Origin of the sequence: Shewanella sp. NFH-SH190041, assembly GCF_024363255.1 — a bacterium.
In the GTDB taxonomy this organism is placed as follows: domain Bacteria; phylum Pseudomonadota; class Gammaproteobacteria; order Enterobacterales; family Shewanellaceae; genus Shewanella.
Window position 1 is genome coordinate 2,665,799 of the sequence record NZ_AP026070.1, and the last position, 16,656, is coordinate 2,682,454.

Annotated in this window: 14 protein-coding genes; 9 read left to right on the plus strand and 5 right to left on the minus strand. The window is 44.7% G+C overall.

Annotation, left to right across the window (positions count from 1 at the left end; translation table 11 throughout):
- Positions 1-511 precede the first annotated feature (511 nt).
- Positions 512-1,399 (minus strand): NTP transferase domain-containing protein, encoded by an 888-nt coding sequence (locus NFHSH190041_RS11850; protein WP_261922043.1) that lies wholly within the window; start codon positions 1,397-1,399, stop codon positions 512-514.
- Positions 1,400-1,455: 56 nt separating this feature from the next.
- On the opposite strand from NFHSH190041_RS11850, the gene yqeC reads away from it, so the two are divergent.
- The 4 genes from yqeC (at position 1,456) to NFHSH190041_RS11870 (ending at position 7,514) form a co-directional block, all read left to right on the plus strand.
- Complete coding sequence (yqeC, locus tag NFHSH190041_RS11855) at positions 1,456-2,370, plus strand: selenium cofactor biosynthesis protein YqeC (protein ID WP_261922044.1); 915 nt, start codon at positions 1,456-1,458, stop codon at positions 2,368-2,370.
- Between the two features lie 24 nt (positions 2,371-2,394).
- Positions 2,395-3,990: a selenium-dependent molybdenum cofactor biosynthesis protein YqeB gene (gene yqeB / locus NFHSH190041_RS11860; protein ID WP_261922045.1), complete on the plus strand. Its 1,596-nt coding sequence runs from the start codon at positions 2,395-2,397 to the stop codon at positions 3,988-3,990.
- Positions 3,991-4,467: 477 nt separating this feature from the next.
- Positions 4,468-5,604: a hypothetical protein gene (locus tag NFHSH190041_RS11865; protein WP_315972941.1), complete on the plus strand. Its 1,137-nt coding sequence runs from the start codon at positions 4,468-4,470 to the stop codon at positions 5,602-5,604.
- A gap of 218 nt (positions 5,605-5,822) precedes the next feature.
- Positions 5,823-7,514: a hypothetical protein gene (locus tag NFHSH190041_RS11870; protein WP_261925181.1), complete on the plus strand. Its 1,692-nt coding sequence runs from the start codon at positions 5,823-5,825 to the stop codon at positions 7,512-7,514.
- A gap of 825 nt (positions 7,515-8,339) precedes the next feature.
- On the opposite strand, the gene NFHSH190041_RS11875 is transcribed toward NFHSH190041_RS11870, so the two are convergent.
- The 3 genes from NFHSH190041_RS11875 to NFHSH190041_RS11885 all read right to left on the minus strand — a co-directional run bounded on the left by NFHSH190041_RS11875 (position 8,340) and on the right by NFHSH190041_RS11885 (position 10,766).
- A complete protein-coding gene (locus NFHSH190041_RS11875) occupies positions 8,340-9,290 on the minus strand; it encodes an IS30 family transposase (protein ID WP_261921717.1) in 951 nt (316 codons plus the stop codon).
- Between the two features lie 90 nt (positions 9,291-9,380).
- Positions 9,381-9,635: a hypothetical protein gene (locus NFHSH190041_RS11880; protein ID WP_261922046.1), complete on the minus strand. Its 255-nt coding sequence runs from the start codon at positions 9,633-9,635 to the stop codon at positions 9,381-9,383.
- A 309-nt stretch (positions 9,636-9,944) separates the two neighbouring features.
- Positions 9,945-10,766, minus strand: coding sequence for a hypothetical protein (locus tag NFHSH190041_RS11885; protein ID WP_261922047.1), 822 nt, complete (start codon positions 10,764-10,766; stop codon positions 9,945-9,947).
- A gap of 457 nt (positions 10,767-11,223) precedes the next feature.
- On the opposite strand from NFHSH190041_RS11885, the gene NFHSH190041_RS11890 reads away from it, so the two are divergent.
- From NFHSH190041_RS11890 to NFHSH190041_RS11910, 5 genes are all read left to right on the plus strand, one after another.
- Positions 11,224-12,519 carry an acyl-CoA dehydrogenase family protein gene (locus NFHSH190041_RS11890; protein WP_261922048.1) on the plus strand — a complete coding sequence of 432 codons (1,296 nt, stop codon included), beginning with the start codon at positions 11,224-11,226 and terminating at the stop codon, positions 12,517-12,519.
- On the plus strand, positions 12,516-13,457 hold the full coding sequence (locus NFHSH190041_RS11895) for an acyl-CoA dehydrogenase family protein (RefSeq protein WP_261922049.1): 942 nt from the start codon (positions 12,516-12,518) through the stop codon (positions 13,455-13,457). Before NFHSH190041_RS11890 ends, NFHSH190041_RS11895 begins: the two co-directional genes overlap by 4 nt.
- 42 nt (positions 13,458-13,499) lie before the next feature.
- Complete coding sequence (locus tag NFHSH190041_RS11900; RefSeq protein ID WP_261925112.1) at positions 13,500-13,685, plus strand: acyl-CoA dehydrogenase family protein; 186 nt, start codon at positions 13,500-13,502, stop codon at positions 13,683-13,685.
- 174 nt (positions 13,686-13,859) lie between these two features.
- Positions 13,860-14,486, plus strand: a complete 627-nt coding sequence (locus NFHSH190041_RS11905; protein WP_261922050.1) for an epoxyqueuosine reductase QueH — start codon at positions 13,860-13,862, stop codon at positions 14,484-14,486.
- A gap of 320 nt (positions 14,487-14,806) precedes the next feature.
- A complete protein-coding gene (locus NFHSH190041_RS11910; RefSeq protein ID WP_261922051.1) occupies positions 14,807-15,682 on the plus strand; it encodes a helix-turn-helix domain-containing protein in 876 nt (291 codons plus the stop codon).
- Positions 15,683-15,977: 295 nt separating this feature from the next.
- Here NFHSH190041_RS11910 and artM read toward each other — a convergent pair whose 3' ends face one another.
- Positions 15,978-16,655: an arginine ABC transporter permease ArtM gene (artM, locus tag NFHSH190041_RS11915; protein ID WP_261922052.1), complete on the minus strand. Its 678-nt coding sequence runs from the start codon at positions 16,653-16,655 to the stop codon at positions 15,978-15,980.
- Position 16,656: the final 1 nt, after the last annotated feature.

Here is a 16,656-nt window from a genome sequence, read left to right on the forward strand (position 1 = left end):
ATAGTGCAATGAGATGGCCTTGCGGCCAGTAATAACCCTGAGATAAAAACCAAACAGCAACTCCCGCGCCAAGGATTAAGAGATTTAGATTATTAATGTTTTTTCGTGAGCCATATCAAGTTAATGAAAAAACCTGTGTACTAGCGCTTTAGATTATTCCTCCATTATATTGTCCCAAAATAAGACTAAATGAGTTTAATTCTTACTCCCAAATAGAAAACTATCAATTTAATATTGCACTATCACAACGATAGAAAAATGACTTATCAATTTAATTTTGTGACCCTCTCATCGCAGAATCTAAAAATCAAAATTGCGTATATCAAATAATAATGATGCATGAATGATAATCAGCAAATGATGCAGTTATCACAAATACTCTTAGGTATTACTCAGCTCTGCACTCCTATCATCCCGGTACAAATAATCCTGGTACATAATAAAATATCGTGGCTATGTTAATTGTTTTTATAAAGAAACAATTCGAAGAAAAACCGTGCCAGTTCCCCCTTTAATCGCGTAAGCCCTTTTCCATGGCTGTAGACTCATGCTGTAATCCAGATAATTGCTGCTGCACTGCGCTAAGTGCCTCCCAAGCGCATTCTGGCTGCCGCAACAGATATTGCCTTAACAGACGATAAGCGGCCGGGGTATCAACATCAAAATACAGTCCATCATCATTCAGTTGCAGCCAATGGGTCCGCAATGGTGCCAATAAAGGTTTAATGCGATGACCTGGAGCGGCGTTGATTACCGCTTGGCAGGCCATCGGGCTTAGCAGTACCGGATGACCGGCAACATGCGCCGTGGCATTGTCTGTTGTATTGCCTGTTGTATAAGGCATATCTCCGTTGTCAGAGATGGGGTGTACTCCGGCGATATTATTACGCAGCAGCGTATCAGACGGGCGCCCAGGGTTAGCAGTCAGCTGCGAACGGCCGGGAAACACCACCTCTGCGCCCTGTTTTATTGCCAGCATGGCCGCATTAAGCTGTCGGTAGATACGTTGCCCCACCAATGGCATATCGCCATGGGCTATCAAACACGCGCCCATAGGTTGGCTATGTTGTTGAGCAAGCAAGCTTAAATATGTCAGTCCAGCCTGCACCGACCCTGTCATCCCCTGCTGATATTGTGGATGGTACACCAGCGCCAACCGGGCAATGTTGCCATAACGACGGGCCAGTATTTGATGGCCGCGGCCAGTCACCAGCACCACCCGGGGGCAAGCCGATAATGCCTGCGCCAAGGCGACATCCAATAAGGTATATACAGGGCCAGCGCTGGCCATATGATTATCCGGCCAGGGAAACGGCAACATCATTTTCCACTGGCCCATTCGGCTAGATAAACCGGCGGCAGGGATCACACAATCGGGAAGTCGGCATGATTTATTCATAAATCTCTTTATATTCTCGTTATATTCGATAATTAAATCAGCATAAGGGGTTAAGGATGTTCCCCAGAATATTACTGCCAGGATACAAAGCCTGTCATGGAGATAATGACAAAAGCGCGAACAGTACCCCAAAGCCCAGTATGGTTATTTCTCTGATTGGTGCCGGTGGCAAAACGTCAACCTTATTTTGGCTCGCCAACCAATATCGTCAGCGGCAATTATCCGTACTGGTGACAACCACGACTAAAATGTATTTACCGTCATCACAACAGGCGGATTATATTATTTCTCTGTCCACATCACAGAATATTCCCCTCCCGCGGCGCAGTTCACAAATCGAATATTTAACTGGCCAACATCAGCTACACATTGCTCGGTCAGGTATCAGCTTTGCATATCAATCACTGATACCTGAACAGTGCAATACCAATAACAGCTTGGCGCAGGATGTTACGCCACTAAAAGTACAAGGGGTCGCGCCACAAGATATTGATGCGCTGGCTGCGATGGGACTCTTTGATGTGATTTTGGTGGAAGCTGATGGCGCTAAACATAGATGGGTTAAATGTCCTGACAGCCATGAACCCGCCCTGCCCCGGCACAGTGATATTGTCATTGCTGTCACCGGCGCTGAGGCTTTAGGCAAACCTGTCAGTGACAGACATATTCATCGTCTGGCGCGATTTAGCCGCATTACCGGTTGCAAGGCTGGCGAGAGACTGACACTGATGCATCTTGCTCGGCTTATTCGCCACCCCGACGGCATGTTTAAACAGGTGCCTACGGGCTGTCGTTGCATCTGGCTGCTAAATAAAGCCTGTCAGTGCAACTTATGGCAAGGCGAAGGATGCAGTGACAAAGCGCTGGCTCCCGCCCGGCTGCGGCAATTATTAAATAGCCACCGGCAACTGGATGCCATTTGGCTGGCAGATATGGATATACCCGCGCTGTATCAGGTGATCACCCCCTAATTTGCAGCAGGTTAAGGACTTACTATGAGCATTTTCGAACACGCGGCCCGTTTGGAGCAGGACAACCAGGCCTTTGCCCTCGCCAGCATTATCGAAACCCGAGGCTCTGCGCCGCGACATCAAGGCAAGATGATCGTCAAAGCCGATGGCAATATTATCGGTACGGTCGGTGGCGGTATGATTGAGCGCTACATTATTGATCAAGCAATAGAAGCTATTAAAGCAGGCGAATCCCGCACAGTAACCGGGCGAATGGCGCGCACAGGTCACAATGCCATGGATATGGATTGCGGTGGTGCCATGACGGTCTTTATTGAGGTGATAGGCAATAAACCGGCTCTGGTGCTGGTTGGTGCTGGTCATGTTAACCGGGCACTCGCGCAGGCCGCCCATGTATTGGGGTTTGCGATTACGGTTGCAGACTGTTATAGCGAAAGCTTAAAAGAGCAGCACTTTCCCAACGGCACACAGCGCATTCTCGGTGCCACCATGGAGCAGGCTATTGAGCAACTTACCATTACCCCTGAGAGCTTTGTGGTGATCGCCACCAACCATCAGGATCAAGACGCTATCAGTAAACTGGTAGATTGCGACTGCCGTTATATCGGGTTGATGGCCAGCCGCCGCAAAGTACAGGTGCTATTTTCCCATTTGCGCACCTTGGGTGTCAGTGAGCAGCGCATCAGCCAAATTCATTCCCCGGTGGGCTTTAATATCGGGGCCGAAACCCCAGAAGAGATCGCCATCAGTATTCTGGCCGAAATTCTTACGGTAAAACATCAAGCCAGCGGCGCCCAACTCAAGCAAGAAGTCGCCGGTATAGGGCATAAACGGGTGCTGATCCGGGGCGCAGGTGATATGGCCAGTGGTGTGGCAGTACGCCTGCACCGCGCCGGATTTGAAGTGATTATGACGGATATCCCACTGCCAACTCATATCCGCCGCACCGTGGCGTTTGCCCAGTGTCTTTATGATGGTGAAATGACGCTAGAAGGCATTACTGCCCGGCGCGCCGACAGCCTTGACTGTATCAATGATATTCTCAAACAAGGCGCCATCCCGGTTCTGGCCGATCCTGACTGTGAATTACTGCCTCAGTTAGCACCTCGCTATCTGGTGGATGCCATTTTAGCCAAGCGTAATCTGGGAACCCATATGGCCATGGCGCCTTTCACTATCGGCCTTGGCCCGGGCTTTAACGCCGGTAAAGATTGCCATTGTGTGGTGGAAACTAACCGTGGTCACCAGCTTGGTCGGTTAGTGTATCAGGGCGAAAGCAGCGCTAATACCGGTATACCCGGCGATATCTGCGGCTATACCCATGAGCGGGTGATGCGCGCGCCTCACGCAGGCACCTTCCACACAGTTGTAGCGCTGGGAGACATAGTCAATGAAGGGGATGTGGTGGCCTATATTGACGAAACGCCGGTAACCGCGCCCCTCAGTGGCATGGTGCGCGGGTTACTTAATAGTGAGTTACCTGTCGGCACCGGCTTTAAGATTGGTGATATTGACCCCAGAGGCGAGCTAGCCGACTGCACGACAGTATCAGACAAAGCCCGCGCCATTGGCGGCAGTGTGTTAGAAGCCATACTCAATTTTAATTTATCAAAAATATAGAAAAACAAGATTTTAAGTTACTGTAAATAAACTAAATAACCGCACCGATTTATATATACTTTCTAGAACAAATAAAATCGGTGCTCTACTAAAAAAAACAATTTAAATATAACCAATTCTTTTAGTTATCATATTGACAAAAATGTAAGACCTTGAGACCAATCATTATTAACGATTAAAACATGAATTTATTGCTATTTATCTTCTAACCGTTAATTTTATAAAGTTAAATAATAGAGTGTTGAAATATATACGTTTTTAAGAAACTTAAAACACGCCAAGTCTTATGCTTGCATTTGCTCCCCAAAAACATTACCGTGTCAATAATATTACAAATAATATACATTCCACGTCTCGTTAGAGGTAACTCATCATAATTTTTCCGATAAATAGGTCGGATGTAATGTAAAAATATATATTTATTACAACAATATGTACTAACAGCAGGATTAATTTAAAGAAATGGAGTAATGACCTATGATGAAGGCTAAAATTTTTATTTCTATGTCTCTGTTAGCCATTAGTACCTCGTCTTATGCGGTTGTTCACAAAAATATCACCTTCAAGCGGGAATGTGTATATCCTGAAATCAAATTTCCTGTTGCGGATGTCAAAGATAATATGAGCTTCTTCCGTCAAAATATGGGGCGGTGGCAAATCACAGAGTTAGCAGGTAATTATGTTATTATGGGTAGTGGTTATAACTATCAGATAAAAAAAGGCCGGGCGGGCTATACTTTTTGTGTTAGTGATGGCGTTATTACTCAACAATCTCAAATGAATGATATGTATAACAATCCACAATACTTCAAAAATTTACTATTAGAATACAATCCACTTACCGTTATTACCTCTGATGGGAATTGGTTAAGGCAGTTTACTTTACCTCAACTGGATAATAATAATAATAAAAACACCTTTGTCATTAACAGAAAATCCACATACCCGGTCAGAATAAATTTTTTATTTAATGATAAAGAACCATATATAGAAGTACCTAAAAATACCTCTTTATATTTTTATTTCAATGGTAATAATTGGTTACCTAGTCCCAAATGGAGTGCGCACAGACAACATCAATTAAATGAAATAAAAAATAACGTTCAAATATTCACTAATAACATCAATAAATATGGGGTTTATCAAGCTGCTACATCAGATGGAAACTGGGTAAATAATTTGACGCTTCCAGAGTCAGGCATCAACAATGGTCGAGTATTCATGTTTAATCGTAGAGCGACTTGGGCGACAACGATTAAATTTGATGGTAGGACTATAACACCCGGAAAAGATACTACAACTTATATAATAAGACTTAATGATAAATGGGCCATTTTAGGCGAAAAAGAAGTGATTAAGGCAAGATTATTTCAACATGGTTCTTATAAAGGTCAACAACTACCATTAACAGGAAATATCACTGATTTAGGAAGTTTCAATAAGCAAATGTCTGCAATTAAAGTTGAAGATGGCTGGCGAGCCATTATTTATTCAGGGCGTAATTATACAGGAGAGTCAAGAACGATTAGCGCACAGCATTTATCTTGGATAGGTAGTAATTGGAATGATCGAGTTCAATCAGTAAGGTTTGAGAAACGTAGCCACATTTGGTAAATATGTCTTATCTCTGTAAATAGTCATGACGCCTATTTTCAGAGCATTAGCTATTGATTTTTAATCATGTTTAACTATACATGTTTTAATTGAATAAGTTGACTGTTATATCCTATACGTAACAATGAACAGAACATAACAGTCAACAAATTATTAAGGTTATCTGGTTAAACATACAGCGCTAATATTAACTAATATCTTTTTGGAGAGATATCTCTATGAGGCAATTGAAAAAAATATTTCTTTTTAGCGTATCTATATTCTCTATAGGTATAAGCAATGCTAATGCTAAAGTTTATGACGATATTACCTTTCACTATGGTAATTGTCCCCAAGGGAGAGTTCTATTTCCAACAAAAGATGTTCCAGATAATATGAGTTATTTTAGAGGTCATATGGGGAAATGGCAGATTACTAAAATTTCTGATGGTAATGTGATTATGGGAAGGCGCTATGGCCATCAAGTAAAAAAAGGCTCAGCTAATAGCTCTTTTTGCATCACAGTCGAAGAACAGGGGATAAAATATAATCGGATCACTTACGAAAGACAGTGTTTGCCAGGCTCCAAACCTATTCCTTTGATCGATGTACCTGCTAATATGGATTTTTTCCGTAGCAATATGGGCAAGTGGCAAATAACCCAAATCGCTGATCGACATGTGATTATGGGGGCAGGCTATGGATTTGCCGTGAAATCCGGTACCGCTGGTTATTTTTACTGTGCCAATGATGGGATTATCAGAGATCAGGCAGATATGACCAGAATAGTTAATAGCCCTGATTTTTTCAAACAGTTAATTAACAAATACACCTCACTAGTTGTTATTACTTCTAATGGTAACTGGGAACCTAAATTTACCTTACCGGCCCCAGTTAAAGAAGGGCATAAATTTTCACTGGAACGAAATTCTGATGAAAATGTTCAAATCGAGTTTAAAAACATAGACTATGATTATTCCGGTAATATTGTTACAGATATACCTAAAGGGCTAAGATTACCATTTAGGTATAGTGGGGGAAACTGGTATTTTGTTCCGCTTTATTTTGCCACAACCCAGCTTAAATTACAGCTAGTGGAAAAACCTGATAAGCTTAATGCAATATTAAACCAATATAGAGCGATTTATGTACGTACTGATTTTATTAGAACACTCCCCAAATTAATCTTAAATAATGATGCACCTGATGGTTCTTCCATTGAATTCAGACGAGAAAATAAGGACAGTGCTACTGTGATTACCTACTCAGGTATCACAATTACCCCTGATAATAAAACCACGACGCGTTTTGTTAAACAAAATGGTACTTGGTATAGCGATCGACCGTCTGCAAAGATTGTTGATAATAATACTCTTATCAGACAAATGGGCAACGACCCCAGTATTCTTGCTGGCTTCCTTAAAGATTACCGTAGAGTCATAGTCAAAACTTGGAATGGTAATTGGACCAGAAGTCTGAAGCTACCCAACGCGGCAGATACAGGTGAAGGTCACTTATTCGAGTTGGATCGAAAATCAGGCTGGGGACTTTTACTCCAATTTCCAGGACATACAGTTGAACCACGTTTTGGTAGTAAAACCAAGTTCGCAGCTGTAAACAATAAATGGATAATGCAAGGGCAAAAGCTAATTAATTCCAGAGCTGAGATCCCCACTATTTCCACTGCAGACGGTATTAAAAATTTGCTGGATCAGTACGGAAATATCAGCATCCAAATGAGCGATGGTATTTACACCAGAAATGTCTATCTTCCAGATGATGCACGAAATGGTGAGTTTGTCAGTGTGAAACGCGATTCAAGCTGGGCTGTTACTGTGCGTTATTCAGGACAGCAAACTGTAATCGGACGCGGTGATGAAAAGCTATTCTATTTCTCAGGAAATAAATGGCATCTGATTGATATCAATTAATCTTCTTTGCTGTATATCTAAGCCTGACCTTTTCAATTGATAGTGGATAGGGTCAGGCTTAAGTTCTTATCAAAATAAACATTGCCTAAGATATTGTGATAGTATCAATGAGCTATTTCTTAAGATCTTATACAAAATAAAACAGCGTTATTAAATAATTATTCATTACCGAATAGACATACTAAGTCTTATAACCTTATTTAATCCATTAGCGTCCGCTAAGCCATTGCTTACTTTTTTATTACAGTCGCTTAGACTTATAGCAATACATGCTTATTTTAGGCAAGGAATACTAATGGCTGTAATTAATCAACTCCATTATGTCAAGTATCCATCTTTAATCTCATTCACAATCTCATAGCAAAAATATCCAAACGTCAACATCCAGCATTTAAATGGGAAATATAGCTCACTATGTCAAATATTAATCACTGCCACAACATTCGCTAATAACACACCGTAATTTTACGACTGTTATCAATATCAATACAGGGGGTTAAATCGTCATGTAATAAATCTGGCATAGGATAATCTTTAGGCAATTTCAGTTGAGTATGATACGGCACAGGTAACGTCAAATAACAAGACGCTTGACCACAACAACAGTGAGTAGGAGTACACCCTCGGTAAATTAGCTCACCGGTAACTAGGTTAAAATCGACATAATTATCATTATAACCACACTCTTGATGCTACTGAGTTACCCCAATCATGGGACAATCTTTACCATTGAAACGAAATCGCTCTATCTGGGAAAATGATCCAATCACTAAAGCTCCTCTGTGTCGGACGCGTATTCAACCCCGAAGTGCACCACTCGCTTCATTAAGCTGCTTTTCGTAATTCATCGAATACTACAGCAGGCTGTTTGAAACCAAGGCACTTTCTCGGACGTGAGTTAAGTGCTCGTTCGATGTCAGCAATTTGCTTATCCGTTACCGTGCGTAAATCAGTTCCCTTGCGGATATACTGCCGCAACAGACCATTGAAATTCTCATTCAACCCACGTTCCCATGATGAGTATGGGTTGGCGAAATAGATATCTACCTTCAGTGCTTGTGCAACCTTTTGATGGTCACAGAACTCGCTGCCATTGTCCGCTGTGATAGTGTGAACGTGACTGCGATACCGCCAAAGCATGCCTATCATGGCTCGGCTCACATCGGCTGCGCTTTTGGCGGGCACTTTACGGATTAGATACAGTTTGCTTTTGCGTTCAACCAAACTGACTATAGCGCCAGTGCCTTGTTTTCCCAACACCGTATCGGCTTCCCAATCACCTAATCGTGCTTTTTCGTCGACAACTGCCGGCCGGTGTTCAATACCTATGCGATTTGGAATGATAACCCGTTTCGCACGACAGCCTTTGCGGTATTTACGATGACCGCGTCTCAGCGCTTTATAGAGCTTTCCGCCACGCTGCTTGTCCTGCTGAACAAAGCCATAAATCCATGCATGACTGACAGGGTAACCGATAAGTTGACCTACGCCCGCGATTTGTTCTGGACTCCACTTTTGCTTCAGTCCGAACTCAACGAAAGTGACGGTCGTTACAGACACTCGATTTTTGGCAGCCTGGCAGCGGCGCTTAACTGTCTTGGCCTGTGCAACTTCAGGCAAATAATGATTGTCACGAATACGGTTACGACGAACCTCTCTACTCACCGTGCTGTGGCTCACTTTTAAGCGTTTGCCGATTGCTCGATAGCTGAAGCCCTCGCGTAGGTAGGCTTCGATCTGGTATCGTTGCCCTTCGATCAACTGCTTGTAACTCATGGTAATGACTTCTATTTGTTTGGCGACGATAGAGTACCACCTACAGGCAGTTGATCTCTTCTTACCGTTTAACCATGAGTGGTGCACTTATTATCTGAATTCAAGGATAACCAATGCACCGCGAACAATATTTATATCTTGAAACCAATCTCGACCACCATCACCGCTATCCATGATATGAAATGCTGATGACTGCCATAATTGCCATTGATGATGACGATATTGATAAATATGAATCTCCCGGTTGCCGTCAATATTTACCACCACAACCTGCTCAACATGACCATCACGATTTAAATCGCCCAATGCTTTTGTGATAATAGTCCCCCGAGCTTGTTTTGGCACAGTATTCAACGCTTGTGTGGGAATGCTTTCCTGTATATGAGTCTTTTCTAGCTGGCCCGCTACCGCTGATACAGGCCTTATCCACATTAACTAAATAAATATCCCAGTAACCTTTCTGCGCCACAATTTAAATTTGATCACAATTATTTCTCCATAAGAAGGAGTTCAGTAAAAATATTAAGCACTTTTAGATTGCTTTTCTATGCTCAAATAACAGGTAATTAAGTTATTATTATCAAGTTACATAAATACAACATAACTTAAGCATGTTCACTATTTATTCCTATATTTTATTAGTAATAATTTAGATTAATGTTTTATTCTGCGATACCAATTCTTAGCTGGAATATTATTCCAATCTAAAGAGTATTGTTTTCCGTTAAATCGTAGCACTGTCTGATAAGAGGTCGCTTTACCTTTATAAAAGTTGCCATTTTTAACCACCTCCTCTTGCCCATGGGTTAACAGTTTCAAATCGTATAACCCATGTGATACTGAGGGTAACACCTGTAATATTGCTTTAGCATTTTCGCTAATCGCACGCTCACTTCCACCACAAGCAACACCTTCACTCATAGACCAATAAGACATAGGCAATTTTTGAATTAAGGGCTGCAACTCACTCTGAACTATCTTATCGCTAAACAAAGTCAGATAAATATTCTGTCCAGCATCACCGCAATTATGGCTATTTGCAATGTCAAGTCGTACTCCAAATGCGCGATGTCCCGGCGCAATGATATAAGGTGCCGTATCTAACCAGATACTGTCATCTTCAATATCAACTGTGGCATCCTGTAAAATAAACTCCTTGTACTTGGCTACGATCCGCCAATTGTGAGTATCAATCAACATCACCATCCAGTGGTGATCATGCTCATCCTCATACAAGGGTGTATCTTCCGTATCAGCAAAAATGGCTGAAGCCAACAATATTCCGGGGCGATCCGGTAATACTTTACAAGCTGAAGCCTCTATCTGACCGACAGATGTTGTTAACTCTGCACGTCCCCCAGATGTTAATGTAGCCAAGGCCACATCACTACAATTTTGCTGCGCATATAGATAAGGAGATAGTAATAAGCCTACAAGCAATAGCCCTTGGCTATAAACAACCTTTTTATAATTCATAGCCTCTTCCAGTACCGAAGCACATTGCAACGGCAATATTTTAATTTTCAAACCAATTAATGTGATAAAAGTAATAAATAACTGTTACTCATTATTCTCATTAATGTGGTGCTCCATAACGAAGGTCGAATAAACAATAGGCGACGTAATATTGCTGGAAATAAAATATCCCAACACCTAAATATTATATTTTTAATTAGCATTCAACACAATATAGCTCATAAGCAAATCCACCTAAGTAAACTTGCATTTATACAATAAAAATATGCTATTTCTGGATATTCATTACATAACCATTAGCGCCAAATAAACCATATTCTTGAGCGACTTGAAAAGTTATCGTCCGTCCGGCCGATTATTTTTATCCCGCGCATTAACAAGATAACGGCATGATTTATGTAATATCTGCTGCAGCCTGACTCACGCTGGCGTCAGAAACAGAGACAGGGATCGTCATATGGAGTTTTCATTTACCCAAGAACAAATGTTAATCCGCGACATGGCCAGTACATTTCTGGCAGATATCAGCCCAATCAGCGCTGTGCGGGATGCCATGGCCAGTGAAAGCGGTATGCAGGCAGAGATTTGGCCGCAAATTTGCCAACAAATGGGCTGGCAGGCACTGGTGATCCCTGAATGTTACGGCGGCCTGGCACTGGGTTGGGTAGAGCTTGCCAGTGTGCTGGAGCAAATGGGTAAAACCCTGCTCTGTGCGCCGTTTTTTTCTACGGCAGTCCTCGCCACTAATGCGCTGCTACACTGCGCATCAGAGTCAGCCAAACAGCGCTATCTGCCGGCAATTGCGGCCGGGGAACTCACTGCAACACTGGGCTGGCTCAGCGCAGATGCACCGACTAACCGGCAATGGGATAACCATGTGGTGCAAGCGATCGCCACCCCAACCACTGATGGCTATAGCCTAAGCGGGAATTGGCAACAGGTGATTGATGGCGACAGCGCACAACTGCTGATACTGGCTGCTCGCGATCCCCAACACAAACTGCTCCTGTTTGCCTTACCGGGCGATACTCCGGGGTTGTCCCGCCGGTTTATCCCTGCTCTGGAACAGACCCGCCGCTCTGCCAACATTCACTGTGAGCAACTCCAGCTCACTCCTGATACCTTAATCTCTGTCGTCGACCAGCAAGCACTGCTAACGGGGTTTGATCGGGTTCTGGCACTGGCCGCCATTGCCCTTGCGGCGGAGCAGACCGGCGGCGCGCGGCAGATCATGCAAATGGCGGTGGATTACAGTCAAACCAGGCAACAATTTGGCCAGCCAATTGCTGCTTTTCAGGCCTTAAAGCACCGCGCCGCCGATATGATGTTAGAAGTCGAATCGGCAACCTCGGCGCTATATTATGCGGCCTGCTGCGCAGACGATGCCCTGCTGCAACCTGATAATGCGACACTGCACACCCAACTGACACAGGCCTCGGCGCTGGCTCAGGCCCAGTGCAGCCCTACCTTTTTCCATTGCGCTGCCGAGGCGCTGCAATTTCATGGCGGCGTTGGATTTACATGGGAATATGATGTTCACCTGTACTTTAAACGTGCCAAAGCCAGTCAATTATTGTTGGGAGATGCGCCGCTGCATTTGGAGCGTATAGCGCAGCAGCTACTTGATGACTCACCGGCACCCCCTTGCGCAGCGATGGCAAGCTCTGATACGTCACTGACAGCCACACCGCATACAGCACTAGATCCCGCCTCATCTGCCCTGCAAGACCACAGCGCAAGGAGTCAAAAATGAAGCTGCGTTTTACCCCAGAAGACGAAGCTTTTCGGCATGACATTGCCTGCTGGTTGGCCCGTAAATTATGTGGGCCATTTGCCCAACTGAAATACCGCGGAGGCCCGGGCGATGAGCACAGTTTTGTTGCTGAGCGCAAAGTCTGGGAGCAGCATATGGCGCGGGATAACTGGCTCTGTGTCGGCTGGCCGAAAGCCTGGGGGGGACGTGAACTGTCTATCAGTCAGCAGGTTATTTTCCATGAGGAATATGCTAAAGCCGGCGGGCCTGGGTTACTTGGTCATATTGGCGCTGGGCTGGCGGGGCCGACGCTTATCGCATTTGGCTCTGACAGCCAGAAACAGCGCTTTTTGCCTGGCATTTTAACTGGCGAACAATATTGGTGTCAGGGCTACTCTGAGCCAGGGGCTGGCTCAGATTTGGCTAATGTCCGCACCAAAGCAGAGCTGGACAACAAAAGTGGTCAATGGCGCATCAATGGTCAGAAAATCTGGACGTCCTTAGCCCATGAAGCCGACTGGTGTTTTATGCTGGTCCGTACAGAGCCGGGCAGCCGCGGGCACAAAGGGCTGTCCTTTTTACTGGTGCCGATGAAACAAGCGGGAGTCACCATCAGGCCTATCCAACAAATCACCGCCACCAGCGAATTTAATGAAGTTTTTTTTGATGACGCAGTGACTGACAGCAATAACCTTGTTGGTCAACCCGGCCAAGGTTGGCACATTGCCATGGTGCTGTTGGGGTTTGAACGCGGCGTCTCCACGCTGGGGCAACAGATGCAGTTTGCCAACGAACTCAAGGATATTATCGCCATTGCCAAAAGCAATGGTGCCGCCCAGGATGCCAGCATCCGCCAGCGTATCGCAAAAGCGTGGTCAGGCCTGACTATAATGCGTCATCATGCCCTGCGGCATGCTCAGCGGACCACAAGATGGTAGCCTGCCGCCAGAGGCGATGATCTACAAATTGCACTGGGCGAACTGGCAATGGATGTGTTGGGGCCAGAGGCGATGGCGCTGGCTGCTGCCCCCTATGAGCTAACTCGATTACAGTCACTGTTTCTGTTTTCCCGCAGCGACACCATTTATGGCGGCAGCAATGAAATTCAGCGCAATATTATTGCTGAGCGCGCATTAGGCATGCCCAAGGCGCCAAAACCGGGATAATCATAAGTAGCGAATGGCAGCATTGTTTTACCAAAGTAAGTGCCCACTGCAGGCGACAAGCAGCATGGTAAGGCGCAGAGCCCGCCACTAAAGCCCAATATGCCCACCGCGTAGCTGTTATCACTGCTGTGCTTTGGGTATCATAGCCAACTAAATTTGCTTATTCCCTGAGTCATGGAACATTTTACTATTCCGCCGATCAGCGTCCCTGATGGGCAAGAGCAGGTACTGCTGCACGCCTGCTGCGCCCCCTGCTCCACCGCCATTATTGAAGCTTGTGTGCACTCGGGTATCCGCCCGACCGTCTATTTTTATAACCCTAATATTTACCCCGAAACAGAGTACCTGCTGCGTAAAAACGAATGCGTTCGTTTCTGCGAGGCTATGGGGCTGGATTATATTGACGGCGACTATGACACCAAAGCGTGGAAAAAACATACTGCGGGTTATGAACAAGAGCCAGAACGCGGTAAACGTTGCCAACTGTGTTTTGATCTGCGCCTAGCCAGCAGTGCTAAAACTGCAGCGGAACATGGCTTTAGTCTGTTTGCCACCACACTGAGTAGCTCCCGTTGGAAAGATTTAGCACAGATCACCCGGGCAGGTGAGCAGGCGGCGGATAGCTACCCGGGCGTCAGCTACTGGCTACAGGACTGGCGTAAAAAAGGGCTGGCGGCCCGCAAGGATTTTCTGGTACGTCAATCTGACTTTTATCAGCAGGAATATTGTGGCTGCTTCTACAGCCTCCGCGACAGTAATCTTTGGCGGCAAAAAAATAATAAGCCACTGATCCAACGTTGAACATCTAGCGTTCTGGCGCGAACACTAAGGAGCCCAATGTAAACGTTATAGGCTGCTAATACAAATATTAAAGGCTTGGGCATAATTAGGTTAGATTATGCCCTATTTAGCAATATTTTCTGTTAATTTTTAACCATTAGCAGCTGAATTTATTATGGCGAAATTAGCTAAAACTACTTTTTTATCAATCAAATAATTAATATCAGAGAGGACTGTCACGCAATGATATAAACAGGTAGGCGGAGATCACAAATTGATACGAAATTGGTGGAGAAACAAACAGAAACACATAAGATACATGCCGATTAAGGAGGGATCTTATGTCAACGAAAATTGTCTCAAATACGCCTAAATTTGTGATATTTGACCTACAGAAGTTAACCGAAACCCAGCATCTGATTTTCGGCGCAGACTATGTGCTTATCAGGCCACATACACCTGGATGTACTCTGCATCTAACTAACTCCAGCTTTAAGCTCAGCAGCGGACAAATCGTGCTGCTGGCACCATTCAACCCATTCCGCCTGTCACTGGATAAAAAGCACCTGAGCCAAGGAAACGAGATCGACTGCGATGTACTGCATTTCCGTCTCAATGGTTTCGGGTTGACCTTTGTGAACAGCCAGCAGTTTGGTAACGTTCGCGCCATGCTCGACGAAGCCAAATTTGCTCTGCTGTATGAAGCAGAACACACCCAAGAAATCGGCAATATTCTGAGTACCATGGAGAACTCATTTGATTTTTGCCAAATTATTAACTTTTTAAATGTGCTGGATAATTTATCGCAGATAAGCCAAAAAACCTGTCTGTTAGAAAGCGTGCAAGAAATCAGTTGTACCAAAAAAGCGGAAGACAAATTAAAAACCAGCATCCAGTTTATCCAGAATCATTTAACCGAGCCGCTCACTGTTGCTTTGGTTGCCAGCCAAATCTATATGGCTGAAAGCACTTTTTCCCGTTTCTTCAATGCCAATATGGGGATCACGTTTTGGCAATATGTGATTGAGCAACGGGTCCGCAAAGCGACTCACTTATTGGTGGAGACGGATAACAGCATCTCTTATATCAGCGCCGAGGTAGGATTTTCATCAATATCCTGCTTTAACACCAAATTTAAAGAGCTGCTCAATGTAACCCCAAAGCAATACCGCAAAAATCATATCAATATGCGTGTTGATGTTACCCACACCAGTTAAGTGATGACCTCCGGATGACCGTGATCCGGAGTCGTTTTATGTCACTTACCCATATCGCCCACCCTTAAACGCAATTACGCAGCAAATTTACTGTGGAATATGCTCCTTAAATAATCGCCTTAATTCGTCAAGCGATTGCGCATATTTAGTGCCCCGCATAAGGTAAACCTTGTTATTTATCAGACTCTATACAAGATGATGCGTGAGCGGATAAGTGTGGTGCGGCGCAGTCCGACCCGGTTCTGGTTCATGTTTTAAGGCCGGACTGCCCCGAAGTTGAGAGCAAAACCCGCGCTCAAATGCGCTCAAATGCCAACATGCGTTTTTCCACCAGCGACATCATCAGCGTCAGCATCAGGTTCAGCCCCAAATACAGTAAACCGGCGCAGAAAAATACCAATAAGGTGTCATAGGTTTGCGCATTAACCCGCTGCGCCCACCCCATGATATCCATAATGGTGATAGTCGATGCTAAGGCAGATCCCTTAAGTAGTAGCACCACTTCATTGGAATAGGCCGGTAAGGCCCGTTTCAGGGCATACGGCAGCAACACTTTCAAGGTCTGCCAATGGTTCATCCCTAGCGCGGCACAAGCGCCCCACTGCCCCTTGCCGATACTCTGCAACGCGCCATAAAACAGCAATGTGGTGTACGCGGCGCAATTTAGCGACAGCGCTAATACCGCGCAAAAAAACGGATCCGAGAACAACAGCCATAAACTGCTGTCTTTGAGCCACTGGAACTGACCGGGGCCATAATAGATAAGAAAAATCTGCACCAGCAATGGCGTGCCAGTAAACAGCGTCAGGTAAGTTTTCACACTGTAGTACACCGCCCGGTTTTCCAGCGTCAGCGCTACTGTGTTAATCACTGCCAGCGCAGAGCCGATAATCAGGGCGATAAAGGTCAGCACCAGCGTCAGCAGCAAACCGTTACTCAGGGTACTTATGGTGGTTAGTAGTCCATCTAACATA

What these genes read in the sequence shown, in the direction of transcription:
- NFHSH190041_RS11850 (WP_261922043.1), bottom strand. Translation starts at nt 1,399, where the DNA reads ATGAATAAATCATGCCGACTTCCCGATTGTGTGATCCCTGCCGCCGGT.
- yqeC (WP_261922044.1), top strand. Translation starts at nt 1,456, where the DNA reads ATGTTCCCCAGAATATTACTGCCAGGATACAAAGCCTGTCATGGAGAT.
- yqeB (WP_261922045.1), top strand. Translation starts at nt 2,395, where the DNA reads ATGAGCATTTTCGAACACGCGGCCCGTTTGGAGCAGGACAACCAGGCC.
- NFHSH190041_RS11865 (WP_315972941.1), top strand. Translation starts at nt 4,468, where the DNA reads ATGATGAAGGCTAAAATTTTTATTTCTATGTCTCTGTTAGCCATTAGT.
- NFHSH190041_RS11870 (WP_261925181.1), top strand. Translation starts at nt 5,823, where the DNA reads ATGAGGCAATTGAAAAAAATATTTCTTTTTAGCGTATCTATATTCTCT.
- NFHSH190041_RS11875 (WP_261921717.1), bottom strand. Translation starts at nt 9,290, where the DNA reads ATGAGTTACAAGCAGTTGATCGAAGGGCAACGATACCAGATCGAAGCC.
- NFHSH190041_RS11885 (WP_261922047.1), bottom strand. Translation starts at nt 10,766, where the DNA reads ATGAATTATAAAAAGGTTGTTTATAGCCAAGGGCTATTGCTTGTAGGC.
- NFHSH190041_RS11890 (WP_261922048.1), top strand. Translation starts at nt 11,224, where the DNA reads ATGGAGTTTTCATTTACCCAAGAACAAATGTTAATCCGCGACATGGCC.
- NFHSH190041_RS11895 (WP_261922049.1), top strand. Translation starts at nt 12,516, where the DNA reads ATGAAGCTGCGTTTTACCCCAGAAGACGAAGCTTTTCGGCATGACATT.
- NFHSH190041_RS11905 (WP_261922050.1), top strand. Translation starts at nt 13,860, where the DNA reads ATGGAACATTTTACTATTCCGCCGATCAGCGTCCCTGATGGGCAAGAG.
- NFHSH190041_RS11910 (WP_261922051.1), top strand. Translation starts at nt 14,807, where the DNA reads ATGTCAACGAAAATTGTCTCAAATACGCCTAAATTTGTGATATTTGAC.
- artM (WP_261922052.1), bottom strand. Translation starts at nt 16,655, where the DNA reads ATGTTAGATGGACTACTAACCACCATAAGTACCCTGAGTAACGGTTTG.